The organism is Synechocystis sp. PCC 7339 (assembly GCF_019924095.1).
In the GTDB taxonomy this organism is placed as follows: Bacteria; Cyanobacteriota; Cyanobacteriia; order Cyanobacteriales; family Microcystaceae; genus Synechocystis.
Map to the genome: position 1 here is coordinate 2,749,285 of NZ_CP063659.1, position 25,147 is coordinate 2,774,431.

The 25,147-nt window shown below is 49.4% G+C and carries 19 protein-coding genes and 1 tRNA gene; 13 read left to right on the forward strand and 7 right to left on the reverse strand.

Translation table 11 applies throughout. The features are described from left to right. Positions 1-211: 211 nt before the first annotated feature. Positions 212-1,690, forward strand: coding sequence for a high salinity-induced biofilm formation responseregulaton Rre8 (gene rre8 / locus IQE94_RS13040; protein ID WP_212721161.1), 1,479 nt, complete (start codon positions 212-214; stop codon positions 1,688-1,690). Here rre8 and IQE94_RS13045 read toward each other — a convergent pair. Continuing rightward, positions 1,641-3,170: a hypothetical protein gene (locus IQE94_RS13045; RefSeq protein ID WP_223342094.1), complete on the reverse strand. Its 1,530-nt coding sequence runs from the start codon at positions 3,168-3,170 to the stop codon at positions 1,641-1,643. The genes rre8 and IQE94_RS13045 overlap by 50 nt on opposite strands. Before the next feature lie 11 nt (positions 3,171-3,181). Then, a complete protein-coding gene (locus tag IQE94_RS13050; RefSeq protein WP_223342095.1) occupies positions 3,182-5,020 on the reverse strand; it encodes an SLC13 family permease in 1,839 nt (612 codons plus the stop codon). A gap of 75 nt (positions 5,021-5,095) precedes the next feature. On the opposite strand from IQE94_RS13050, the gene csaB reads away from it, so the two are divergent. The 3 genes from csaB to IQE94_RS13065 all read left to right on the forward strand — a co-directional run bounded on the left by csaB (position 5,096) and on the right by IQE94_RS13065 (position 7,982). Next, positions 5,096-6,127: a polysaccharide pyruvyl transferase CsaB gene (gene csaB, locus IQE94_RS13055; protein WP_212721155.1), complete on the forward strand. Its 1,032-nt coding sequence runs from the start codon at positions 5,096-5,098 to the stop codon at positions 6,125-6,127. A 441-nt stretch (positions 6,128-6,568) separates the two neighbouring features. After that, positions 6,569-6,772, forward strand: coding sequence for a DUF2949 domain-containing protein (locus IQE94_RS13060; RefSeq protein WP_212721153.1), 204 nt, complete (start codon positions 6,569-6,571; stop codon positions 6,770-6,772). A gap of 13 nt (positions 6,773-6,785) precedes the next feature. Next, a complete protein-coding gene (locus IQE94_RS13065; RefSeq protein ID WP_212721151.1) occupies positions 6,786-7,982 on the forward strand; it encodes a homocysteine biosynthesis protein in 1,197 nt (398 codons plus the stop codon). Between the two features lie 57 nt (positions 7,983-8,039). Here IQE94_RS13065 and IQE94_RS13070 read toward each other — a convergent pair whose 3' ends face one another. Beyond that, positions 8,040-9,281 (reverse strand): bifunctional oligoribonuclease/PAP phosphatase NrnA, encoded by a 1,242-nt coding sequence (locus tag IQE94_RS13070; protein ID WP_223342096.1) that lies wholly within the window; start codon positions 9,279-9,281, stop codon positions 8,040-8,042. A gap of 171 nt (positions 9,282-9,452) precedes the next feature. Beyond that, positions 9,453-10,829, reverse strand: coding sequence for a CHAT domain-containing protein (locus tag IQE94_RS13075; RefSeq protein WP_212721147.1), 1,377 nt, complete (start codon positions 10,827-10,829; stop codon positions 9,453-9,455). 178 nt (positions 10,830-11,007) lie between these two features. On the opposite strand from IQE94_RS13075, the gene IQE94_RS13080 reads away from it, so the two are divergent. Continuing rightward, positions 11,008-12,777 carry a R3H domain-containing nucleic acid-binding protein gene (locus tag IQE94_RS13080; protein ID WP_223342097.1) on the forward strand — a complete coding sequence of 590 codons (1,770 nt, stop codon included), beginning with the start codon at positions 11,008-11,010 and terminating at the stop codon, positions 12,775-12,777. Here IQE94_RS13080 and IQE94_RS13085 read toward each other — a convergent pair. Together IQE94_RS13085 and btpA are read right to left on the reverse strand one after the other, a co-directional pair. After that, positions 12,757-13,788 (reverse strand): thiamine phosphate synthase, encoded by a 1,032-nt coding sequence (locus IQE94_RS13085; protein ID WP_212721142.1) that lies wholly within the window; start codon positions 13,786-13,788, stop codon positions 12,757-12,759. The two genes, IQE94_RS13080 and IQE94_RS13085, sit on opposite strands and share 21 nt — an antisense overlap. Before the next feature lie 116 nt (positions 13,789-13,904). Next, the gene (btpA, locus tag IQE94_RS13090) at positions 13,905-14,768 is read right to left on the reverse strand and encodes a photosystem I biogenesis protein BtpA (RefSeq protein ID WP_212721140.1); all 864 of its coding nucleotides are present in this window, start codon (positions 14,766-14,768) and stop codon (positions 13,905-13,907) included. 181 nt (positions 14,769-14,949) lie between these two features. Here btpA and IQE94_RS13095 point away from each other — a divergent pair. The 7 genes from IQE94_RS13095 (at position 14,950) to IQE94_RS13125 (ending at position 21,518) form a co-directional block, all read left to right on the forward strand. Beyond that, positions 14,950-15,023, forward strand: a tRNA-Arg gene (locus tag IQE94_RS13095). Positions 15,024-15,073: 50 nt separating this feature from the next. Next, positions 15,074-15,595 carry a hypothetical protein gene (locus IQE94_RS13100; RefSeq protein ID WP_212721138.1) on the forward strand — a complete coding sequence of 174 codons (522 nt, stop codon included), beginning with the start codon at positions 15,074-15,076 and terminating at the stop codon, positions 15,593-15,595. 55 nt (positions 15,596-15,650) lie between these two features. Then, positions 15,651-16,538, forward strand: a complete 888-nt coding sequence (locus tag IQE94_RS13105) for a hypothetical protein (protein WP_212721135.1) — start codon at positions 15,651-15,653, stop codon at positions 16,536-16,538. Positions 16,539-16,577: 39 nt separating this feature from the next. Further along, positions 16,578-17,720, forward strand: coding sequence for an FAD-dependent oxidoreductase (locus IQE94_RS13110; protein WP_223342098.1), 1,143 nt, complete (start codon positions 16,578-16,580; stop codon positions 17,718-17,720). Between the two features lie 165 nt (positions 17,721-17,885). After that, positions 17,886-18,806 carry an RluA family pseudouridine synthase gene (locus tag IQE94_RS13115; protein ID WP_212721133.1) on the forward strand — a complete coding sequence of 307 codons (921 nt, stop codon included), beginning with the start codon at positions 17,886-17,888 and terminating at the stop codon, positions 18,804-18,806. A gap of 542 nt (positions 18,807-19,348) precedes the next feature. Beyond that, the gene (locus IQE94_RS13120) at positions 19,349-20,257 is read left to right on the forward strand and encodes a bifunctional diguanylate cyclase/phosphodiesterase (protein WP_212721132.1); all 909 of its coding nucleotides are present in this window, start codon (positions 19,349-19,351) and stop codon (positions 20,255-20,257) included. Between the two features lie 73 nt (positions 20,258-20,330). Further along, complete coding sequence (locus tag IQE94_RS13125; RefSeq protein WP_212721131.1) at positions 20,331-21,518, forward strand: response regulator; 1,188 nt, start codon at positions 20,331-20,333, stop codon at positions 21,516-21,518. A gap of 23 nt (positions 21,519-21,541) precedes the next feature. On the opposite strand, the gene IQE94_RS13130 is transcribed toward IQE94_RS13125, so the two are convergent. Next, positions 21,542-23,617: a recombinase family protein gene (locus IQE94_RS13130; protein WP_223342099.1), complete on the reverse strand. Its 2,076-nt coding sequence runs from the start codon at positions 23,615-23,617 to the stop codon at positions 21,542-21,544. Positions 23,618-23,798: 181 nt separating this feature from the next. On the opposite strand from IQE94_RS13130, the gene IQE94_RS13135 reads away from it, so the two are divergent. Beyond that, positions 23,799-25,121: a proton extrusion protein PcxA gene (locus IQE94_RS13135; protein ID WP_212721130.1), complete on the forward strand. Its 1,323-nt coding sequence runs from the start codon at positions 23,799-23,801 to the stop codon at positions 25,119-25,121. Positions 25,122-25,147: the final 26 nt, after the last annotated feature.

Consider the following 25,147-nt stretch of genomic DNA (forward strand, 5'->3'; position numbering starts at 1 on the left):
ACCAGTTTGGCCGGTGTTAGAATTTGTCCATCAGCAAAAGTTCTGCGGTTCTCTCCATGCTTGATCTAACGGGCTTTTATCCCCTGGGAAAATCCCGAAAATATTGAACTGCCTAAGCCCAGGCATCAGATAATGTCAGTGTACTTAGGAAGTCTCCTGCTCGCCGCCATTGCTTTAGTTAACGTCTACCTCAGAATATCTGCGAATTTTTGTGACTTTTTGCCAGCGAAGACTGCAAATTTTACTGATTGAAGATCAGCAATGCCAGGTGGAATTGCTCAGGATTTTACTGGAAAGTCAATCTTTTTTTGGGGTACAGATCCAGGTGGCCCGGACCCTGGCTCAGGGTATTAATCGGCTCCAGAGTGGTATTTTCGACACCGTTTTGCTGGACTTATTTTTACCGGACGGTCAGGGCATTCCCGCTTTAACCACCATACAAAAATTTGCTCCCCATATTCCCATTATTGTCCTGACGACGGCCACAGATTTAAATATGGGTTTAGTAGCACTACAAAAGGGGGCGGAAGATTATTTAGTTAAAGAATACCTGCGGGAAAGTCAGATTGCCAAAGCAATTGTCTATGGCTTGGAAAGAAAAAAAACTAAACGACAATTACAGACACAAATTGAGCGGGAACGATTAATGGGTCGTATTTTGGAAGAAATTCGGCAATCATTGGATTTATCAGTTATTTTGCAGACCACGGTGGATGAGGTGCGCAAATTTCTCCAGGCGGATCAGGTGGTTATTTACCGTTGCTATTCCCCCACTGCGAGCAGAATTCTCGTGGCGGCACCTAGTTCATCTCTCCTAACCAGTGGCGATCGCCGTCATAGCCCCCAGCGGGAGCCGGATTTCAATGGGGAACCCACGGAGCCGATTCCTTGCCGAGCCATTGACCCCCTCCGCCAACCTCCTATTGGACAAGTAAGCCTAGCACCAAGGGCTAAAGATGGAGCGCTCATAGTCCCCATCCGGCAAAAAAAGCCCCATCAAGAAGATCGCATCTGGGGGCAACTGGTTGTCCGGGTCGGAGTCCAACACCGGCCATGGTTACCCTGGGAAATAGAATTTTTGCGTCATCTCAGCAGCCAAGTGGCGATCGCCATTCAACAATCGGCCTTATTTGCCCAGGTGCATTACTTGGCTAACATGGATGGGCTGACCGGCATTGGCAACCGCCGTTATTTGGATCATTTTCTGGAACAACAATGGCAAAAATTAGCTAAAAGCCATCAATATCTCAGCCTAGTTTTGTGTGACATCGACTTTTTTAAACAATACAACGACACCTATGGCCATCTCCAGGGGGACGAATGCCTCAAACAAGTGGCTAAGTTGATCGAAAAAGTGATCAGGCGGGGTACCGATTTAGCGGCCCGTTATGGTGGGGAAGAATTTGCCCTGGTGTTACCCCAAACCAATCATCAGGGTTGCCAGGTCTTGGTGGCCCATCTACAAGCAATCTTTAAGCAGGCTCGAATCCCCCACCGTGGTTCCATCATTCAACCCCATCTCACCCTGAGCATTGGCAGCGCCACCATGGTGCCATCCCCAAATATGGTTCCCAAAGAATTAATTGACCGGGCAGATCGGGCCCTATTTAAAGCGAAAAAGGCCGGCCGTAACCGTCACTTTAGTTTTGCCGATCAATTTGGTAAAGATAATACTGCTCCTCTCGGATAAAACTATCGCGAAATTCGTCTAAGGCAATGATGATTAAGCCGGGTTGGGTTACTTCTAAGGGTGAGTTTAAAATCAGAATTACCGGTGGAGCGAGCTTCAGCCCCAATTGTTGATCAATTTGTTGCAAGATTTGCTTTTGATCCACTTCCTGTCTTTGGGCTGTAAAAATCACAAAACTGCCTAAAGCCTGACTTTCTGGATAATAAATCTTTCTATTGAGATGGGCCGCAATGGGGCTGACCATAAAATCGTTACTCCCCACTAGGGTTGCATCTGCTAGATTTTGATCTACCAAATAGTTTGCCACTGCTCGACTAGCCGAATAGGGTAAAAGTAAATCTCTGGTGTACCCCACTAAACCACCAATTAATTGACAAACTAAAATTAAGCTAAATAAATAAGGGACTAGTCTTTGACTCCATTGCTTCAGTTTCAACCAAAATTTTTCCCGCAGCAAGGGGGTAGGAGATAGGTAAAATTTTAACCAATAGCTAGCAATTAAAACCAAATAAAGGCTACCAAAATGTCTGGGGGCACCTAAAAATCTACCGTAGGTGAATAGTAAAATCCCCCCACTACCTAACAAATAAAAAAGTAAAATCAGCGGATAATCACTAAAATATAATGACCAAATCACCAAAAAAATCAGGGAAAAAAAACTGAAAAGCCCCAAGTCCAAAGGTCGACGATCGGAAGGGACTAAAATTGTGATGTAACCATTCCAAACTCGGCTCAAAGCCTGCCCCAAACGATACCAATCCCAGTGCAAAATCCATTGATCCGCCCCGCCATGGAGGGTGCTGTCCCCCGGTTGTACCATTACCATCACCGACAGGGCCACGGCCGCAGTGAAGAACAAAACACTTACTGCCCTGTCCCACCAAGGAGCCTGGAGCGTAACCCCCAACGGTTTTTGGCAAATCCATTCCATCCCCAAGGCGATCGCCAGGCAGACACTGATCATTAAGGCATAGGCGTTGCTGTTGGCCATGAAGGCTAAACAAAAAGCCAAGGGGAGATAGGTCTGTTGGCGGCGGGGAAACAGGGCACAAAAGGCGAACAATCCTAGTATGCCCAACGCATAGTTACGACTAATGAGGAGATATTCATAAAAAGGCAAATAACCGAGACAGAAGATTAACTTTTGCCAGCGGGGAAAGGGACTATAACGCAAAAAAATGGCGATCGCCGCCATGGCCAAGGCCAGATGAAATAATTGCATGGCCAGCAAGTTAGGGGTCAATTGGTTTAGTAACCAAAGCAACCCATACCAAAGCAGAGGATGGCCTTCGTAGCGCACATTACGCCAAAAATCAGCAAAAGCAACACTATCTCGACCAATTAACCAGCCATTAACTTCATCTCGCCAAGGAGCATGGTTTAAAGTTCCTATCAACCCCAGGCAAAAAATGCCCAACCAGAGCCACCATTCAAAGTGTGGCAGGCGATCGAGACGGCGGGCAAGGTTCAGTTTGGCCATGGAGAAGGGGTTTAATTTGCTTGCTGGACACCGTAAATCAGCATGACCAATAGGGGCGTAGCTAGGGTCAGAATAACGGTCAAAGGAGCACCAATGCGGGCAAAATCTGTGAAGCGATAGCCACCGGGGCCATAAACCATGGTGTTGGTTTGGTAGCCAATGGGAGACATAAAGCTATTGGAAGCGGCAAAGGTAACCACAAACATAAACGCCAAAGGGTTTAAGGCCAAACTTTGGGCCACCTGGAAAGCAATGGGGAGCATGAGTACCACGGTGGCATTATTGGACAAAATTTCCGTTAGCAGGGCCGTAGCTAGGTAAAACAAAAGTAGCAGAGCGTAGCCGGAAAGGTGGCCCCCTGTGTCGGCCAAAAAACTAGCGAACCAGGCGGTGGTGCCGGAATTTTCCATGGCGGTGCCCAAGGGAATTAACCCTGCTAAGAGAAAGATCACATCCCAACGAATGGCCCCGTAAATTTCCCCCGGCTTCAGGCAACCGCTAATCACCATGGCCATTACTCCAGCCCAACTGGTGACGCTAATGGGCAAAATATCTAACCCCGCTGTGATAATTACCAAAGCGACAATGGCGATCGCCGTTTTGGCCTTATCGAGACGGAGATTATCGAGGGGTTTTTCCTCCAACACTAATAGTTCCCTGGTGGTCTGCAAACCAAGGAAACTTTCCCTAGGGCCCTGGAGCAGTAATAAATCACCAAACTTTAGGCGCACTTTTCCTAAACGCTGGCGGATTAATTCTTCCCCCCGACGAATGGCAATGACCGTGGCGTTATAGCGTTGACGAAAACGCAAATCCTTCAGGGTAGAACCAATTAAACGGGAATTGGAAAGAATCAGTACCTCCGCCACCTTTTCTTCGGACGATTCCAACGGACCTCCACTAATCCCTTCCGCATCAACAAATTGCACATCAGCTAGAATTTCTACGCCCCGTTCATCTTTAATTCTGAGTAAATCTTCCCGTCCGGCCCGCACCAACAAAATATCCCCCATGGTCAATATCCGATCGGCCAAGGGTTGAGGAAAATGGGTGTCGTTGTGGATAATTTCCAGCACGTCAATGTCAAATTTGCGCTGAATTTCACTCTGTCGCAGGGTTTGGCCAATCAGGCTAGAACGGGGGGGAATAATAATTTCGCTGACGTAATCCTTAATTTGATACTCTGCGGCTACATTGCCATCGGATACACTCCGCCTCGCCGGTAACAGAACCGGGGCCGCCAGGACAACATAGGTGATGCCAACGCTAAAAGTAAGTAAACCCAGGGGCGTGAACTGGAAAATACTAAATTCTTGCCCGGTGAGTTTTTCCGCCAAGCCACTGGCCAAAATGCTAGTGGAGGTGCCCAGGAGGGTGATCATCCCGCCCAAAATGGTGGCATAGGACAGGGGAATTAATAGCTTGGAAACAGAAATCTGTCTTTGTCGGGCCCACTCTTCCACAATGGGCAAAAAAATGGCGACGATCGCCGTATTGTTGAGAAAGGCAGAACTAGGCCCCACAATCAGCCCCATCAGTAGCAGTTGCCGCCGTAAACTATTGCCCCCAAATTTGATTAAACTATCCCGAATAACCTGAATGATGCCGGTGCGGGTGATGCCGTAACTTAAAATGAACATGGCCATGATGGTGACGGTGGCGGAACTGCTAAACCCCGCTAAACCCTCCGTGGGGGTGACTAAACCCAACACCATTAAAATCACGGCCACCAGAATGGCGGTGGTGTCGATGGGTAACCACTCCAGCACAAACATCACCAACGCAAAAACAATAACTGCCAGAGTGAGGGGAATTTGATAGTCTGCCAGCCAGGTTTGCAAAAAGGCCATAGTTATTCCAAAAGATAATTAAACAAATTCTTCCCCATTGCTAGCGAGTCCACAAGAGGAAATAGTCCGATAACAATGCGTGTCATTCTGTGCGGTTACTACGGTCAAGATAATGCCGGGGATGAGGCCCTTTTGGTCTGTTTACTGCAAATGCTTCCTGCTACGGTAGAGCCAGTGGTGCTATCTGCCAATCCCCAGACCACTGAGGAGAGATACGGTGTTGAAACCCACTACAACCGAAATTGGAGTAAAATTTGGCAACTTTTGGGGCAATGTGACGGTTTTATCTGGGGGGGAGGCAGTTTAATGCAGGATGTGACCAGTGTGGTTAGTCCCCTCTATTACGGTGGTTTGATGGCGATCGCCCAGATGCGGGGGTTAAAAACCATTGCCTGGGCCCAGGGCATTGGCCCCCTGACACGGCTACCGCTGCGCTGGTTTACCCAACGGGTGCTCAGGGGGTGTAGCGGCATCAGCGTGCGGGATGAAGACTCCCTCCAATTGGTGGGGCAATGGGGATTGCAGGCCTATTTGGCCGCCGATCCTGTCTGGTCCCTGGCCGCCGACCCCATGGTGCCTCCCCCCAGCCCCTTGCCCATGGTGGCGGTGAATTTGCGGGCCCATCATCTATTGACCCTGGAACGTTTGGCGGTAATTACCCAAGCCCTCAAGGATTTTCAACAACAGACCCAAACCCATTTGCGGCTCATTCCCCTGCAAAAATCCCAGGATTTAGCCATTGCCGAGGCGATCGCCGTGGAACTACCGGGCAGTCATGAAATTCTTTACCGCCCAGATCCCCGGCAATGTAAAGGTTTATTCCGGGGGGCAGAATTCACCATTGGCATGCGACTCCACAGTTTAATCATGGCGGCGGCGGAAGGCAGTGCCTGTTTTGCCCTTAGTTACGATCCCAAGGTTAGTCGTCTCATGGCAGAGGTGAGGCTACCAGGTTGGGAGTTAGTCAATTTGCCCATGGATAGCCAGGAACTAAGCCGAGTTTGGCAAGAATGTTTTCAACGGCGGCAACCCTGGACAGGGGGAAATCCTTTGCAAAAATCTGCCCTCCAACATCAAGCTTTATTGCAGAAAATTTTTGTTGGCTAGCTTTTGGGGTGGGAGTGTGGTAAGAATAGTAGCCCGAGGGAAACGATTCCTTGTTTCGCCCACGTCATTGCCGAACCTTAAGCTTTATTTAACTATTGCTTCGGTTCCAAAGCCCGAATATGTCGCAAGATAGATTGCAAGCAGAGAAGACTGTCCTAGGCTAGTATCTAGCTCGTGGCCTGTCTAAATTTGTCTACAGGACTTTAGTTCTAGAATGGCTGCAAAGTTTTGGTTGTTTGGGCTATGTCCCATGGTTGTCCCCTGTCCAAAACCTTCAATATTTGGGTGTGTGGAATAAAAAGTGAGTCCTTCTATCCATTGTCATTCAGCGACGACGGAGACGGGAGGATTGTTGCAATGGCCGTAGCAAAAGTTTTGGCTGCATTCAGCTAGCTAACCCGAAATAGAGTCCAAATTTTATAAAATTTTTTTCCGTCCCCCATGAGTCAACCCAACTATTATCAAAGTCTTTTAAATTTTCTCCGCCAAGACCTTTCTCTACCGGCAGAATCCCTGGCAGTCGCCGAACGTACCGCCTGTAACGCCATCGACAACAGTAATAACCTACCCATTATTCTCTGGCAGTATGGGTTAATTAGTTTAGAAGAATTAGACCGGATTTTTGACTGGCTAGAAAAGTTTTAGTAGGGCCATCGCCATGCGGACGATCGCCGAAATTAACGATAAACTCAGCCGGGGACAAGCAACAGTTTGGACAGCGGAGCAGGTCAAAGCTCAAGTAGGGGAACTGGGAATTGCAAAGGTAGCAGCACAGGTGGATGTGGTCTGCACTGGAACTTTTGAGCCAATGGAATCCTCCGGGGCGGTGATTAACCTCGGACAAACGGATCCCCCCATTAAAATTCGTCAATGCTGGCTAGATGGCATTCCGGCCTATGCAGGCTTTGGAGCGGTGGACTTATATTTAGGCGCTACGGCGGCGGCGGACATTACCAACACTGGCGATAACCTCAACGAAGGGGACAGCCTGGCCGAAAGGGGCGGTGGTCATATTATTGAAGACTTAATTGCTGGTAAAAGTCTGCCTCTGCGGGCTGTGGGCCAGGGCACCGATTGTTATCCCCGCACTACCCTGGAGACGGTGATTAGCACCGACCGCATCAATCAGTTTTACCTCTACAACCCCCGCAATCTTTACCAAAATTTCATTGTGGGCGTGAATGGTGGCGATCGCCTACTTTATACCTACCTAGGCCCTCTGCAACCCCGCCTGGGCAATGCGGTGTACTCCAACCCCGGCGCCATTGGCCCCCTGTTTAACGACCCCCTCCTCCAGGCGATCGGCATTGGCACCAAAATCTTCCTGGGGGGAGGCGTGGGTTACATTGCCTGGGAAGGCACCCAGCATTTTCCTTTGCAAAAACGTCTGCCCAACCACACTCCCATCGGCCCAGCGGCCACCCTCGCCCTCATTGGCGATGCCAAACAAATGGATGCCTATTGGGTGAGGGGTTGTTACCTAAAAAACTATGGCCCCTCTTTAATGTTGGGAGTGGGGGTACCCATTCCAGTGTTGAATGAACAGGTAATTGAGCAATGTGCCGTCAAAGATGAAGACATTGTGGCTCCGGTAGTGGATTTTTCCATTCCCCGTCGGGTCAGACCTACCTTCGGTTTGGTCACCTACGGCCAGCTTAAAAGCGGCAAAATTATCATTGAAGGCAAAACGGTACGAGTGGCCCCTTTGGCCAGTATTGCGCGTTCCAGGGAAGTGGCGGAAACCCTCAAGGCTTGGCTAGAGGCCGGCACCTTTTCCCTCACGGAACCCGTGGCATCTCTACCCACTGATCGCATGTTTATGGCCCAAGACCCCATCGGTAATTTGTCGATTTAGGCTAGCCTGGTTTGATGAAACCCAATTTTCCCTGGGCTATAGAGATCCTAGCCGGCATTAAGAATGAACCACCCGATGGTCGGGGTTAATAAGGCGGAAAAACTTCTGCTTCAACTGGCGATCAAACACTTCCCATTTTAGTTTGGTGTATTCCGCTTGGTCATTACATCCCGTTAGGAAACCGACGGGAATTTCAAATCCTCCAGCCATGTCCCGGCCACCGCCGTAGTAGCGCCCAGCACCGTCCATTCCCAAGCTATCTTTCAAAAATTCATCGGGGTCTAGGGTTAGCTTATTGGTGCGGAGGGAACCAATGACCAACTCAATATCATTGGCCCGGTCATGGACAATGCCGTAAACCAAAGCGGTGTGTACGTTTTCTTCCGTGGCTAAAAAGTCCGCCGCCTGGGGAATGGCATCCCGTTCCTCGTAGCGGAGATAACCTACCCCGGCCAAGGAAAAGTTATTTTGTACGACTCGATTTTGTAAAGACCGCTCAATCACTTCCATCACCCGTTTGGAGCGGGCCGATTGCAACACGGCATTGAGTAACTGGGCGTCATAGATGCGACTGAGGTAGGCCGCCGCCATAAACTCCGCTTCCTGGGCCTGGAGCAGGTTAATGGTATCGGAACGCAGGCCGTGCATCAAAGCTGTGGCACATTTAACGTGGGTGGGGTTACTGCTGTTGAAATCCAACATGCCCCCCTGGAGATATTCCGTCAAAATGGTGGCGGTGGAACGACTGCCCGGACGAATATCCACAAAGGCATTTTCTGCTTCTACTTCCTCCTGCTGACTATGGTGGTCGATAATCACCACAACGGCAATATCGGCTTCCTGTACTAAAGGCATTAGTTGACTATTGGTGCCCTGGCTATCCACCAACACACAACCTTGGTAATCGGAGAGGTCAATATCCTTGAGCGTTTGTGGACCCCAGCGCTTAGCGGGCAGGCCGGTTAACTTCACTAAAGCAATATTTTCCTGGTGGGAAAGGGTGCCAGCATAGACAATTTCACACTGGATTTCGTACTGGGCTGCAATCAGTTGAAATGCCCAGGCACTGGAGAGAGCATCGGGGTCAGGAAAATCTTGAATTACCAAGATAAACCGCTGGCCTCGGTGTCCTTCCAGATGGTGCTGGAGTTTGATAATTTGGGCTGTGTTGGCGGCGGGAATACGGGGAGAAATGGAGTCGGCAATATTCCTCTGGGCACTGATTTGCTGAGGGGAGGGAACAATGCTGGATTCTGGAGCGGAAAGACCATTACTAGGCCGGGAGGAAACAGAAGCCATTGCCAAAAAGTGGGATAGAAGGGTGTGTTAAATAGATCATAACATTGAGTCTAAACGCACCCATCCATAGATGGAATTTGCCAAGCTCCCACCAGATTTTTTGCTTTCTCCTCCTGGGATAATGAGGGAGATTGGTAGGAAAAAATATGGATTATCAGTGCTTACCAATACCTACCAAGGACTACTAAGCATGGTGAAGGATGCCCAGTAGTAGGGCGCCGAAAAATTCGTTTGCCCCAAGTTGATTAAGGATGGTGGCAGGGCGATCGCCCCCCGGGAAATGCCCGCCTGTTCCAGTTCAGAGGTCAATTCCCCCCGGAGCATTTTCAGTTGGGCCTGGCGCAGGGCTTCGGCTTTGGTAGAGGTTTGGCCCAATTGCCGGTAGAACTCAGTCATCAGCACCAATGTTGCCCCGTCATCCACATTCCAGAAACTGGCTACGGCCGATTTAACCCCGGCTTTCAGGGCTAGGCCAGCAAAACCTAGTTCTGCCTCGTCATCCCCCAGGGCAGTTTGGCAAGCACTGAGTACCAGTAGTTCCACCGCCGGGGATTGCCAATTGATCTGATTAACTTTGTCTAAAGCTAATTTATCGTTCCAAAATTCGATGTAGGAGTTGGCTGGTTTCCCGGAACGAAAGGAAGAATGGGTAGCTAAATGGACAATGGTGGGACGTTTTTGTTCTAGCTCCTTCTGGAGGCGATCGACGGTGAAATCTTGGTTGAGGAAAGTTTCTGCCTGCCAACGGTCTGTCGCCGGACGATTGACTGCCATTTCCCAGACAATATTCTCCAATTCCACTGGCACTGCTGGCAAAGGACTTTGGTCGGCAAACTCCGATGCCCCCATGGCTAGAATATTGCCGGGGCGGAGTGGTTTGTAATCACTATCAATTAAGTTGAAAGCGGGAATGTTGGTTAGACTGTATTTTTCCAAGAGATATTCCTGGCCATCAAATAGGGCCGCCATGGGTAAACCCCGCACCCCATTGCCCAAGCAAAAGAGCAGGGTGTCAATGCCTTGGGCTTCCAGGGTTTCAGCATAGGGGGCAATAATCCACTGGTACAGTTGCTGGGCGGCCTCCCGGCGATTGACGGTTTGAGATAGTTGTAATTCCCGCTGAAAAGTGGACACCACCGGCCTTAACACTGCCTCCGGTACGTCGTGTAAATCCACCACAATGGGGTCTAAGTCGGGGGTAACTAATACTAAATGTAAAAATTCTTTTTCGGGAATGACCCATAACACAGCGGGTTTTTTGCCGGTTTCTGCGCTAATTTTTTGTAGAGTGAGGGCAATATCCTCTGGGGTTTGGGTCACTTCGGCTAGACTTTCCCCAAAATAGGTAGCGAATTCCTGTTCCCGAGCTTTTTCCATGGCGACAATTTTTTCGCTCAAGGTTTGGGCAAAGGCGGGGGCTACACCGAAACTGAGCAAGGTCAATCCCATGCCCACCACGACTAATTTTTTTAACAAAGACCTAGACAAACTCTGGTGATCGCCGGAGGATGATTGGCGGATAACTCTGCAGTGTATGGTAGTTGTCATTTATTAGTACCTTTGATATGAAGCAGTTCCCGGACGATACTTTGTTTGAGTGCCGCGAGAATAGCTGTATTTCAATGTTACCAATTGATTTTGGCAGAAATTAGGCCAGTTTTGGAGATTCCTTTGTTATCTTCATAGGTAATTAGAAAATTTTATAAACCCAGCCCTTACCACCATAATGTCGGAACTTAGCCTGGCCCATCAGGATTACCCCGTTGACGACCTCGAACAGCTATTAACCATTCTGCCCCGCTCTATTCAAGCCATCATCGCTGACCATCCCCAGCGACAACAGTTAGTGGAAGTGGTGATGGACCTAGGAAGATTACCAGAAGCCCGTTTCCCGGGTACTGCGGTCTACCTAGGGGATAGTCCGATCGCCAAGGAGGATTTGCAATATGCCATCGACCGGGTTGGGCTATTCAGTAGCGATAACCGGGCGGGTATTGAACGGACCCTGCACCGCATCAGCGCCATCCGTAACCGCACCAATGAAATTATCGGCTTGACCTGTCGGGTGGGTCGAGCGGTGTTTGGCACCATTAACCTCATCCAAGACCTGGTGGAAACTGGGGAATCACTACTCCTATTGGGGCGACCTGGAGTCGGAAAAACCACGGCCCTGCGCGAAATTGCCCGAGTGCTAGCGGACGATCTCCATAAACGGGTGGTGATCATCGACACCTCCAACGAAATTGCCGGGGACGGGGACATTCCCCATCCGGCGATCGGTAGGGCCCGGAGAATGCAGGTGGCCAGGCCGGAATTGCAACATCAGGTGATGATTGAGGCGGTGGAAAACCACATGCCAGAGGTGATTGTCATTGACGAAATTGGCACCGAATTGGAAGCTTTAGCCGCCCGCACCATTGCGGAACGAGGAGTACAATTGGTCGGTACAGCCCACGGTAACCGTCTGGAAAATTTAATCAAAAATCCTACCCTCTCAGACCTAGTGGGAGGTATTCAAGCAGTGACATTGGGGGATGACGAAGCCCGGCGGCGGGGTTCCCAAAAAACTGTGTTGGAAAGGAAGGCTCCCCCTACCTTTGCCATGGCGGTGGAAATGTTGGAGCGGCAAAAATGGACTATCCACAGCGATGTGGCCCTGACAATTGATAATCTTCTGCGGGGCCGCCCTCCGGTGGAACAGTTGCGGTACATGGACGAACAAGGAGAGCTACAAATCGAAACGGTGGAAACCCAATCCCAGGAAAGAACGCCCCAGCCGCCCCCCTATTTTTCTTTAGGGTTAGTGGACGATCGCCAGTTGCGGCCAAGACCCACAGGTTTACGTTCCACTGGGCGGATGAAACCCCAAGCCCCCCTCCATGCCAACGCCGACCAAGTGCGGGATTTTGAGCGCTTACTGGAACAGTCCTGGCAACAGTGGGAAGGGGATGATGAACCCAAAGTTAGGGTACCGGGGCCCAACGGTGAAGATTTGCCGGTTTATGTTTACCCCTACGGCGTCGGGCGATCGCAGTTAGACCAGGTGATTGAAATTTTGCAGCTACCAGTGGCCGTCACCAAGGATGTCCATCAGGCCGATGCAGTGTTGGCCCTGCGCTCCCACGTCAAAGGCAATCAAAAGTTACGCCAGATGGCCAAGGGCGTCCAAGTGCCTATCTATGGAGTTAAATCCAACACCATTCCCCAAATTAGCCGGGCTCTGAAACGGATTTTGGGCATGGACGAACCCCACAAAGCCGAGGCGGCCGATCTACGTTTATTTACCCGCAGTGGCAGTAACGATGAGCTAGAAGCCCTGGAGGAAGCCCGCCTAGCGGTGGAGCAAATTGTCATTCCCACAGGGCAACCGGTGGAACTGTTACCCCGATCGCCCCATGTGCGGAAAATGCAACATGAACTGGTGGAACATTACCGTTTGCAGTCTGATAGCTTTGGAGATGAGCCGAACCGTCGCCTAAGAATTTATCCCGCCTAGCTGGGTCAACAATTGGGCCGTGGCCTGGCTAGGCTCTGGGGCTTCCATAATGGCCCGGACGATCGCAATCTGAGTGGCACCGGCCTTCATCACCTCTGCGAGATTTGACCCATCGATTCCCCCAATGGCAAACCAGGGCACCGAGGAGTGGGCGGTCGCATACTGAACATACTCCAAACCAGCAGGTTTTTTTCCAGCTTTAGTGGGGGTGGCATACACAGGGCCTACACCGATATAGTCCGCTCCCTCGGTGATCGCCTTGGCCATTTCTTCCGGGTTGGTAGTGGAACGGCCAATGATTTTTTCGGGCCCCAGTAGTTGACGGGCCACCGCAATGGGTAAATCCTGCTGTCCCAAATGCACCCCATCGGCATTGACTGCTAGGGCTAAGTCCACTCGGTCATTGACCAAAAATAGAGCTCCGTACTGGGTGCATAATTGTCGCAAATCCTTAGCCCGTTGCCACCGGAACTGATCTTCCGTGTCCTTATCTCGATACTGGACTAACTTCAATCCTCCTTGCAGAGCCGCTTCCACTGTAGCTAGTAAATTTTCTTGCGGTGAAGTGACTAGATAAAGGGAACATTGCCTCAATCTTTGCACTAATTTAGCCCCCAACAACTCACTTTCCAGGGCATAAACCCGGTAGCGTAACTGTTTGCAACAGGCTCCCATGGCCAGGTCTCGCAGTTTGCCGTACTCCTCCAGCACCCTTAACGCCTCTTCCACCCGACAGAGGTTCGCTTGTAACAGGGCTCGTACATCTGTCCGCTGAGCTTCCTGGGCATGGGTCAATTGGGTGCCCACATCATTCGGCGTGTCCCTGGCCGCCCGCAAATCATCCTGGTGCCAGGGAGCCAAGGCTTGCCGCAGTTGTTTGCATTCCTCCGCCCAATGTTGATGGTTCAAACCAAAACGGCACCATTCCTCCACCGTCCGTAACCCTTCCCGGGCCCGGTTTAAATTGGCATCCAAAATTCTGGCGATCGCCGTAGGAGAAGATTCTTGCATCTGTTTAGCTCAGATAGGAAAAAACGGGTTTTTCGCCACATTTACTCCCCAAGTTGATGCTAGGGAAACTCATTTGGCTAAATCCAGCAAAATTTTGTAATTAAACGACAAAATCCTCAACAGACCACTGATTTTGTCCCCGTGGGAGCATCCACCCCGGTTGACTTAGTGGGCTTGGTCTTTAACCCCTCGGCCATGGCTTCAATGAAAGCCGAGACCCGGATGGGATCAATAGCGTCGTTAATATTGCCGTGGCGTTTGAGGGAACTGGCCACAATTACTCCGTTGGCCGCTTGGATTAACTGGCTAATATTATCCTCGTCGGCTCCACTGCCAATGAACACTGGAGTGCCCTTGGCGGCGTTGGTGGCTAGCTCCAAATCTTCTAGATTGGGGGGACTGCCCGTGGCCCAGCCAGACAGGATAATGCCATCGGCCAAACCCCGTTCAATGGTATCCGTTACGGCGGTGGTTAAATTGGGCGTACCCAAGGGTCGGGCATGCTTCACCAACACATCGGCGAGGATGGCCACGTCACTGCCCAATTCCCGCCGATAGCGCAACAGCTCGTGGGCATTGCCTTCAATCAAGCCCTGATCCGTGGCCATGACCCCCGTGAGCACATTAACCCGGATAAATTTTGCCCCCACACAACTGGCGATCGCCAACGCACTATGGGCATCGTTACGCAGAACGTTGATCCCCACCGGGGCCACCACCAAATTTTGCAGGCGATCGACAATTAAGGTCATGGCGCTGACCACTGCCGGATCAACCCTTTGTTTGGGGAAAGGGGCATCGAAAAAGTTTTCCACAATAATGCCATCCACCCCCCCAGCGGCAAGGGCCGTGGCTTCTTGTTCCGCCCGTTCAATGACGGCGGTGAGATTGCCTCCCCAACGGGCCGAAGTTGGCAATGGTAGGAGGTGTACAACGCCAATAACAGGATTATGGGTCTGAAAGGTTTGAAATAAATCCACTGAACTCGATCCTAAACGCCCCTGGGTGCCGGTCGGGCCCTCGTTGTCCAAGACAGGCGGGTTGTAAATTAAACAAAGCTAAGCCAATTAAGAATTGTACCCTACCAGGGAAATTGACCGGGGGCCGGTTTCACCGCTCAGGGTATGATTTAGGGGATATGGCAGAATAAATTGTTGATATGAGGTTGTAGCTCAGACGGATAGAGCAAGCGCCTCCTAAGCGCTGGGCCGCCGGTTCGACTCCGGCCAACCTCGCTCCCTATCTACCATTTTCCCCTTTGCTGTCGACGTTTATCCCCCCCACCATGAGAAAAAGACTCACCCGCTTCCTATCCCTGACCCTGGTGCTGGGCCTACTCTGGTTTGGCGCCGCCGGCTGCACCAGCCAACCCCCTTCCCAATTTGACCAGGCCCAACAGGAAAGCACCCAACGGGGCGCAGATGCCGTCACCAAGGAATCCACCAAGGGGGGAGAATTCAATGTCTTTTTCCCCCAGGCTGATGGGGAGTATGAACGGGTTTTTGCTCAGGAGAAGCAGGGCTTTGCGGAAATTAAACTCAAGCAAAATGGCCAGGATGTGGCGGTGATGTCCATCAATGACGTCAAAAATAATCCCAACGCAGCGGATAAATTTAAGGCCAGTACCCAAGCTATTGACGGTTTTCCTGTGGTGCAACAGGGTACCACTGGCACGGCTCTGTTGGTGGGCGATCGTTATCAGGTCAAGGTTTTATCCCGATCGCCGTCGTTTACGCTCCAGGACAGGGAAGCTTGGTTGGGCCGATTTGACCTTAAGGGGCTAGAAAATTTGAGTGCCAGAAATTAAAACTGTTTGTAAAACTGCCCGCCCATAGTAAAGCGATTAAATAGGAGTTTTTCCCGTGAGTAAACCGATTTTTAAATTAGTGGATGACCTTCCTACAGGCGGGTTGACGGTGACGTTGCTCAATTCTCTCGATTTTGTCGTGCCGGGGCAATGGGAAAATTTGGTCGGTTTTGAAAATACGATTAAAAAAGTGACCGGGGAGACCGATCCTGCCTTGGTGAAACAAATCGGCGATCGGGCAGTGTGGTTGTTTAACGATAAGTCCCAAGGTTATCAGAATGCCCTCTGGCTCTACCAAACCGTGGACTCCACCGACAGTGCTCTGGGAGCGGCGGCCCTGGCCAATAAGGTGGGGGAAAGTATTAATTTCCTCGGTTTTTTGAATAAAATTACCCCCAATCCTCAAAAAGCCCAGGCCATTGACCTGTCCATTAAATTGGTGGCGGAATTGGTGGCTTTCTGCCAAATTAATGGCATTCCCGGCAATAGCATTGGGGATTTTGTCCGTTCCCTGACGGACTACAGCGGCGAGTCCTTGATCCGCATGGCGGCCCTGATCAGTTTTGACGGCATCATTCCCTTTGGCCCTAGTTTTGTCCTGACCACCATGGACTTTTTGGAAAAATTAACCCCCAAGGAGTTGGAAGAAAACAAGACTTTCAACAGAATTAAGCCCCTTATCCCTGGCAATAGCACCAGCAGTCAACTGGATTTTATCGGTGAAAGTTTTGGTTCTGTGCAGGGCTGGATGACTAGCTTTGCGGGCGATCGCCAGATTACGAGGGAAAAACTGCTGGGCAAATTGCGGAATTTCATGGAGGTGACGGAGGACAAGATGGATTACCTGGCCGCCTTCATTGACATGTCCACCAATTACTACGAACATACGGGCATTCAAACCCTGGCCCATCGTTTGATTGAGCGGGCGGTGGCGGAAATTTAGTCCCCCTGATATCACTGCCGATCTAGTTGAGCAACAACAATGGCCAAAAAACTGCTGCTGGTGGGGGGAGGCCATAGCCATGCTTTGGTGCTCAAACATTGGCGTCGCCGTCCCCTGGCTGCTGTGGATCTAACGTTAATCAGCGATGTTAGCCAAACTCCCTATTCCGGTATGTTACCGGGGCATGTGGCGGGTTTTTATTCCCATGTCGAAAGTCATATTGATTTACCCAGACTGTGTGCTTCAGCAGGGGTTAACTTTGTGGAAGATAGGGTGATCGCCGTTGACCCGGAGCGCAATTTGTTGACCACTCAGCAAGGGAAACAATTAAGTTTTGATTGCCTTGCCCTGGACATTGGTAGTACTCCCTTCCTTGATAATATTGCCGGGGCGGAGTATGGCATTCCCGCTAAGCCAGTGCCCCAATTTTTGTCCGCTTGGCAAGCTCTGTTGCAGAACATTGACCAAAAACGACCGGAAAAATTCACCTTGGCGATCGCTGGGGGAGGGGCTGGGGGCGTGGAGTTGGCCTTTAATGTGCAAGCTCGTTTAGCGAAGCTTTTCCCGGCCATGGCTTTGGATGTGCAAATTTGGCAACGGGGCGCGACCCTTTTGCCCCACCACAGTGCCCAGGGCAGAAAACTGATTGACAGACTGTTAGCGAAGCAAAATATTACCGTGTTACTAAATTGCCCTGTCACCACCATTGAGCCCGAGTTTTTCCCCGCTGATAGTCCATTAACCTGTTACAAACTTTGGAGCGATGACCATTGGCGATCGGTCAATAGCGTGTTTTTAGTTACCCAAGCCAGCTCGGCCCCTTGGTTACCCCAATCCGGCTTAAGTCTAGATGGCCAGGGCTTCATCTCCGTCAAACCAACCTTACAGAACTATGCCCATCGGCATATTTTTGCAGCGGGGGATGTGGCGACTATGATCGACCATCCACGGCCTAAAGCGGGGGTGTTTGCGGTACGTCAGGGAAAACCATTGTTTGATAATTTGCAACGATTTTTCCTCGGCCAAACCCTTAAACCATTTATCCCCCAATCCCAATATTTGAGTTTGTTGGGTACTGGAGATGGCAAGGCGATCGCCCTTTGGGGGCCTTGGGCTAGTTGCGGCCACTGTTGGTGGCAGCTTAAGGATTACATTGACCGTCAATTTATGGAGCAGTTTTAAATCTGAGATAGGCAGTTGACAGAGTTAAATTTACCCGACAAATATCAATGATTGGCAAAACAATAATAGCTTTTATTCAATGTCTGTGGCGAGCCTTACCTGGACTCCCCTCAAAGACTTTTTTTGTAACACTATGCTTAAGGGGGAAAATTGAGGAGCAATTGATTGGGAAATAAGCTTAATCAAGGTTGGCTTTACACTGACCGGATCAACGCCAAAGTGGTGGGTCAAACAGTGTTGGATTTCTACAGTCAACGCTATGGCCATTCCGATCGCCAGGTTTGGCAAGAACGCATTGAACTGGGGCAAATTGAAGTAGATGGTAAAACCGTTAATCCCTCCTATCCTTTGCAAGCGGGGCAGACTCTCACTTATTGGCGATCGCCCTGGGCTGAGCCGGATGTGCCCCTAACTTTGCCAGTGTTGTACCAAGATGAAGACCTCTGGGCCATTGATAAGCCAGTGGGATTACCGGTTCTGCCGGGGGGAGATTTTGTTTACCACACAGTTCTGGAACAACTAAAAATTCAGTTTCCCCAGGAGTCCTTGTTTCCCCTGCATCGCCTGGGTACCGGCACTTCGGGGCTTTTGTTGCTTGGTCGTTCTGCCCTGGGCCGGCGGGAACTCAGTCGTCAATTTCGGGAAAATCTTTGCCGCAAAATTTACCGCACCCTCATTGGTCCCTGCCCCCTACCGGAACAATTTGATTGTCATCAGGCGATTGGTAAAATTCCCTACCCTCAACTGGGATACATCTACGCCGCCACTGCCTACGGAAAATCAGCCCACAGTTACGGCCGCATTTTAGCCCGCTCCCCCGAAAAAACCTGGTTGGAAGTGGCCATTACCACAGGCCGACCCCACCAAATTCGCATTCATCTGGCCAGCTTGGGCTACCCTTTGCTTGGCGATCGCCTCTACGGCCCCGGTGGTTTTCCCATCAATCCCCAAGCCAAAGCCCGACCAAGTGACGGCGGCTACACCCTCCACAGCTACCAACTGGGTTTTCTCCATCCCCGTACCCAAGAGAGCATAATCTTGACTGCTCCTTTGCCCCCTAATTTATGGATCAAAGGTGATAGTTGATACCGACCATATCTACCAGTCGTGAATAGAATAAACTCAATTCAACTCCATAAAACCATTATCCGAACAAATGGGATGGTTCAAGCCCACTCCAACTTTGACTTCAATGACCCCTGTCAGCGTTTTGCTATCAAAGTCAACCTTAAAATGCAAGTAACGCAACTTCAACAAATCTTTTGTGCATATTGTCCCACCATCAAAAGGTAAACGTGCTCAATGTTACGGATTATCAATCGCCAGGCTAGTTAATATCCACTCCAGTTAATTGAATTTATCCACAAAGCCTAGGTTCTAGCTGAGCAAAGGGATTGAATCCATTAGCTGATTGCCTCCCTCCTGAAACCCTGTTACAATTCTTAACAGTGGCTTAACAATCTCTTAATAATCTTGGTGTAAAGTCTTAAGAAAATCTTAAGATTTTTCCTTATTAATCCTATGTGTTGATTCTGCTTTGTCCCTGGCCCTAGGTAGGACTCAACAGAGAGTCCGCCAGTCGCCAAACTCCTCCCCCGGAGTCATCTCCATTGAATCCCGGAAAATCTATGTTTATATTTCCACGCCTTCCCCGGTCTTTGTCTGAGAATAATTTTTCTCAGCCTGAGATTACCACTCCAGCTTCCACAGAGGAGAGCAATGATTATTTTGAGCGCAAGCAATATATTAAACAGGCTCTAACTAAAGCAGTGACAGAGCGTGGTTTCAGCCTGGATTTTCAACCCCAATGGGATGGGCAGGGAATTAATTTGGTGGGGGTAGAGGCCCTGATCCGCTGGCAAGATCATAGGTTGGGTAGTGTTTCCCCGACAGAGTTCATTCCCATAGCGGAGGAAGTGGGACTGGTGACGGCCATTGGCGAATGGGTGTTGGGAGCGGCTTGTCGTCAATATAAAATGTGGCAGGCCCAGGGGGTGCCTCCCTTTTTGTTGGGGGTGAATTTATCCTTGCAACAGTTGCAGAAAGCTGACTTTGTCGAGACAGTCCAGCGGATTTTGGAGGAAACGGCCATGCCCCCAGCCCAACTGCAGTTGGAGGTGACCGAAGGATTAATTTTTAAAGATTTACAGCACACTATTGGGGTTCTTTGTGACTTGCAACGGTTGGGAGTGCGTTTGGCGATCGATGATTTTGGTACTGGTTACTCTTCCCTATCGGTGCTGAAGGAACTACCTGTCCACACCCTAAAAATTGACAAGTCTTTTTTAGCGGATCTAGAGATGCACCAAAAGGCGGAAGTTATCCTCGAAAGCATCATCAACCTTGGCCAACGTTTGCATTTGATTGTGGTGGCGGAAGGTGTGGAAACGGAAAGCCAACTCCATTTACTTCAATCTTTGCAGTGTGATGTGCTCCAGGGCTTTTTCTTTAGTTGTCCCCTCAATGAAGACAGAATGACTCACTATCTCCACCATTGTTCTCCTGCCAGAACTTCGACCAAAGCGATCGCCGCTTAGTAGGTTTTCAAAATTGCGGGCATCGGCTCCGTCGTTTATCTCTAGCTAAATCGATACTAACTTCAAAATTTTTATGACCGCTTTGACCCTGCCCTTTTTCGAGGATCGTGCCATGGCTAATCAATTGCCGCTTCCTAGGCTTCCAAAATCTCAAGATAATGAGATTAAACGGGCAATTCCTCGGGAACTGTTGGAGCAGTTAATGGCCGAGCAATTCACTGGTCAATTGGTTATCCGCAATCCCTTTGACGAATTTGTTGATTGGCAGATTTACTTGGGCAACGGCAAGATACATTTTGCCAACAGCGCGGTGGGTAATGGCAAGCGTCTGAATTATATGTTGGGTAAGTTGTTCCAGCAGGGTCATCTGCAATTACCGACCCAGTTGGACAGTGATTACAACTATATCTGTGAGCTATGGAAAAGAAAATATTTTTCCTTTCAGCAAACCCGGTCAGTGTTAACCCAGTTTACCCAAGAGGCTCTAGTCCAGGCCCTTTCCCTACCCAAAACCGAGTATCGCCTAGATCCTAACAACAAATTAAGACATCTTTTTTTGAACCTAAATCTGGAGCAGGCGGTGAGTCCCATCGAAAAAAAGGTGAGCTACTGGTGGGAGCTACGCTCAGAGATTAACTCTCCCTTTCAACGGCCTTTGGTGCAGGATGTCCGGAAGTTGCAGGGGATTTTGACCAGATCTAATTTCGAGACCACAGAAGAATTCTGGAAAATTTTTCAGCAGAGTTTGGAGGATTTACACTGCCTTTATGACATTGCCAGTGCCACCAAATTGAGCACTCTTCAATTGGCGATCGCCATGCGAAACTTAATCAAGACGGGTGACATCACCATGCTCCCATATCAGGAAATTGCCATTGATAATCGTCCTTTGGTGGTCAGTGTGGATGAAAATCAAACTCACCAACGAATTGTTGAATATACCTTAGAAAAAAGCGGTTATCGAGTTAACACTATCACTGATCCATTTAAGGCTTTGGCTTCCCTCCAAGGTCAAAATCCTCATTTAATTTTGATTAACGCTGACATGGAAAAAATGGATGGCTATCAGTTGGCTTCCCTTTGTCGTAAATCTCCCCAACTCAAGGGGGTACCAATTATGTTGATGGTGGAGAATGACAATTTAGTCCATAACATCAAGGCAAAAATGTCTGGCGTTAATGATAATCTGCAAAAGCCTTTTTTACCCCAGGATTTATTACTAAAGGTCAAAACTAATTTGCGGGCAGTGGCCATAGCATAAACAAATTTCAATTCTGCTCAAATCTATAGGTTGTGGGCCCGTTGGATAATATTTAAGAGCCTACCCACCTGTTCTGTGCCGCGCACACTAATTTCACTGTGACAGAGCACTAGTTTTTCCGTCACCCTGGCTAATAAATCCCGCACGATTCGCTCAAAGCGTTCCTGGTCCCACTGTAATTGTTCCGGTTCTGTCCAGGGCTTGGGTTCTCGATGGCGTATTAACAGTGGTGATCCAAACAACTGGGATGCTCCCCCCATTTCCCAGAGGCGATCGCCAGCATCAAGCCAGAAGTGCCAGCGGTGTTGGCTACGGAGGGAACGATATTGATAAATGGTCGCCAGGGTAATAGCCGGCGGTGGGGGTAGCCAGTCGGGAATATCCGGTCGGGGCTGAGCAGTAACCGTACCTTGACCGAGCAGTTGTAAAAATAGGGCCAGCTTTTCCTTGATCTGGGGTAGACTTTCCCCGTCACGGCAAGCATCGCTTTGGAGTTTGCCCTGCACCCGCCAAAAGTGCTGGAGAGTTTCCATCAGTTCCCGTAGGGAAGTTAATTCCCCATAGGTGAGTTGATGTTCTGGGGGAAGTTGTTCACGGATCGCTCTATCTAGCATGGTGACCGGCGACAAAGTTTCCTGAATTAGGGCTTGTTTTTGCTTGGTCAACCAATCCCGTAAAGCGCCATAGGCTTGGCTGGCTTGGTAGCCGAAACGATCCCAGCGGGGATATTGCTCTATGGGCATCAGGGCCGGAGTTTGGGGGTTAATGGCGTAGCAAGTGTCTGCCAATAGCCCTGCCCGCACAGGATCGATCGCCAGCTTGATGTGACCTCCAGAACGCCGTTCACTCAGCATCACCAACATTTCCGCCACCTGCTCCCGGCGGGCCCATTCCCCCAGGTCATACACCAGAGCCAACAAAGTTAATAAACTGCGAATTAAGGGGGCACTGGTGAGGGGGCGTTGCTCATTGAGGGCAATGATGTCGATGCCAGCTTTGTTAAAAATTTCTAAAAAACTGTAGCGGGCAATTTCGTCCAGACCGGGGGCGATGATGGCAATGTCTTGGGGCTTGATTTCTCCTTGGTGAATCGCTGCAATGATCTTATCCGCCGTTTGCCGTAGCAGTTGGGCCCGGGAAAAAGTTTGTAAAGCTTGCACCTGGGGAGGCAATATATCCGGTGATCGGGGGTCTTTGAGCAAGGTCAACACTTGGGCCGATAACTGGGGGGCAATGCCCGTTGGTCGTTCCAACCGTTCCACCTTAGCTCCCTGGGCAAGCATCGCCAACGCATTGGGATCGGCGTTTAATCCCAAGCGCACCTGACCATCTGGGTTAAAACTAAATACAGCCCAGGAACAATGGGGTCGCAACTGATTAAACAAATCCACGGCGATCGCCGGATAGTCGTCCACGTCATCAGCAAAAATTGCGTCGTAGCGTTGGCGTAAATACTGCTGGTATTGCGGCTTTTTCAGTAAATATTGCCCATAACAGTGAAAAATTAGCCCATAGGTTAAAAATCCTTTTTCCAAACACCATTGCTGCCAATGTTGCCAAAAGGCGATCGCCTCTTCTGCGGTAATTTCTCCTGGGGTTACCCGGATTTTCCCCGCTGTCAATCGTGTCAGCACCTGGCGATCGGACCAACCTGCCGCCCCCGCCAACTGGCCCAAATCCAGTAAATTACGGACTAACCTAGACCTCTGGGCCGCATTTAGGGAGTTATCTCGCCCTGGATATTGACTCTGCCATTGTTCCATCGCTAACCATTGTTCTGTTTCCGGTCGCAACTGGGCAGGAAAAAGTTGCTGGGTAATCCCTTCCTCTAGCAATAGCGGCCAAAATAAATGCACATCCTCCCTCATCATTCCCAGGGGAGTTTTGCCCATTACCGGTGCGTCGCCGCCGATTTCCCCCTCCAAACTGCGGCTTAAGCGTCGTCGGGTTTGGCCATTAGCCGCCAATACCAAAGCCAAAATCGGTTGATCCAGACCCCGGCGAAATTCTAAACCTCGCCACCACTGGCCATATAACTGGGTTAATCGATGGGTTTTACCGCTGAGCGATAGCCCTTCTAGCCAGATTATTTCTGCCAAATTTTTTACCCCTGATAGTTCCCGTTTGTTCTGCTAAGATTCCCTGTATTGCTCAATCCCAAAACCTTACGGGTCAAACCCTCGGCCACCGTAGTTTGGGAAGCTTGAACGAAAACAAAAACTTTATCAGACAACCTTATCAAACAACATCTTAGCTGTTTTTTTACCCAATCATCAGTCAATGGATTTAACAAATTGGTGGCAAGGGGCAACCCAGTGGTTTGGCAGATCTTCACAAAAATCTCTGGAGCAAGCCTTCCGGTCTGCGCTAAAAATAAAGGAAATTGAAGATCAATACTTCCAAGGCAAAAAAATAGGGCCAGAAAATTGCGATTACAGTGCCGACACCGTCACCTATTTTGCTAACCAGATCCAAAGGCATCTGAGGAAAATAGAGCAGGAAATTTACCACCTCAACAGTGATCAAGAATTTGTCAAAATTTTGAGCCTAGATCCGGCAGTTAAACAGGATCCACAAACGGAATATATTCTCGATCAACTGCAATTTGTTGATGACATATTGCAACGCTACGACGGTGAACTCCCTCTGGTTAACCCCCCCAAGAAACTTCCCAATGGTGGTGTGCTAGATTTACCCGCCATAGCTGCTAACAAACAACGGCAAGTCAACAAAAAACGTCGGGAAGGTTTTCAATATATTCGACAGGAAGATACCCAACAAAAGGTGGACACTGCTACCCAAAAATCGGGTGTTTTACCCCGTTCTTTTTTACGCACCATCGACCGTCTGAAGCAGGAAATGGATCCCCAGTCCAGTGATACAGAGCAAAAAGTGCTCAAACAGTATCGCAATTCCCGCTATAAAACTGCCCTTTCCATTAAATTTGTTTTGACCTTAATTATTGTGCCCCTTCTAGCCCACCAATTAACTAAAACATTTTTTCTTTTGCCTTCGGTGGAATCATTTTTTGAGCGCAATAACGAAATTGTGTTCATTAACCAGAGTATGGAAGCAGAAGCCTATCAAGAATTGAGTCATTTTGAAGAATCCCTCCGCTTTCGAGAACTATTGGGTTTTGGCGAAAAACTTTCCCCGGCAGAAAAAGAGGAAAAGCTAGCGGAAAAAGCCAAGGAAATTTCCGAAACCTATCGCCGCGTCAGTACCAATGCGATCGCCAATATTTTTGCTGATATTTTTTCCCTGGTGGCTTTTTCGCTTGTTTTGGTCAACAGTAAACGGGAAATCGAAGTTTTAAAAGAATTTATTGACGAAATTGTCTATGGCTTGAGCGACTCGGCTAAAGCATTTTTGATTATTCTTTTTACGGATATGTTTGTTGGTTTCCACTCTCCCCACGGTTGGGAAGTAATTTTAGCCAGTATCGCCCGTCATTTTGGCTTGCCGGAAAATCAAGATTTTAACTTTCTTTTCATTGCTACTTTTCCGGTAATTTTAGACACAGTCTTTAAATATTGGATCTTCCGTTATTTGAATGGTATTTCCCCTTCCGCCGTGGCTACTTACCGCAATATGAATGAGTAACTGGGCAAAACAATTCCCCCCAAGCG

Excerpts from the sequence above, each read along its gene's own strand:
- IQE94_RS13050 (WP_223342095.1), bottom strand. The coding sequence starts at position 5,020 with ATGGCCTTTTTGCAAACCTGGCTGGCAGACTATCAAATTCCCCTCACT.
- IQE94_RS13110 (WP_223342098.1), top strand. The coding sequence starts at position 16,578 with ATGGCCAAAAAACTGCTGCTGGTGGGGGGAGGCCATAGCCATGCTTTG.
- IQE94_RS13135 (WP_212721130.1), top strand. The coding sequence starts at position 23,799 with ATGGATTTAACAAATTGGTGGCAAGGGGCAACCCAGTGGTTTGGCAGA.
- IQE94_RS13045 (WP_223342094.1), bottom strand. The coding sequence starts at position 3,170 with ATGGCCAAACTGAACCTTGCCCGCCGTCTCGATCGCCTGCCACACTTT.
- IQE94_RS13125 (WP_212721131.1), top strand. The coding sequence starts at position 20,331 with ATGACCGCTTTGACCCTGCCCTTTTTCGAGGATCGTGCCATGGCTAAT.
- IQE94_RS13120 (WP_212721132.1), top strand. The coding sequence starts at position 19,349 with ATGTTTATATTTCCACGCCTTCCCCGGTCTTTGTCTGAGAATAATTTT.
- IQE94_RS13060 (WP_212721153.1), top strand. The coding sequence starts at position 6,569 with ATGAGTCAACCCAACTATTATCAAAGTCTTTTAAATTTTCTCCGCCAA.
- IQE94_RS13085 (WP_212721142.1), bottom strand. The coding sequence starts at position 13,788 with ATGCAAGAATCTTCTCCTACGGCGATCGCCAGAATTTTGGATGCCAAT.
- IQE94_RS13075 (WP_212721147.1), bottom strand. The coding sequence starts at position 10,829 with ATGACAACTACCATACACTGCAGAGTTATCCGCCAATCATCCTCCGGC.
- IQE94_RS13070 (WP_223342096.1), bottom strand. The coding sequence starts at position 9,281 with ATGGCTTCTGTTTCCTCCCGGCCTAGTAATGGTCTTTCCGCTCCAGAA.
- IQE94_RS13080 (WP_223342097.1), top strand. The coding sequence starts at position 11,008 with ATGTCGGAACTTAGCCTGGCCCATCAGGATTACCCCGTTGACGACCTC.
- csaB (WP_212721155.1), top strand. The coding sequence starts at position 5,096 with ATGCGTGTCATTCTGTGCGGTTACTACGGTCAAGATAATGCCGGGGAT.
- IQE94_RS13100 (WP_212721138.1), top strand. The coding sequence starts at position 15,074 with ATGAGAAAAAGACTCACCCGCTTCCTATCCCTGACCCTGGTGCTGGGC.
- IQE94_RS13065 (WP_212721151.1), top strand. The coding sequence starts at position 6,786 with ATGCGGACGATCGCCGAAATTAACGATAAACTCAGCCGGGGACAAGCA.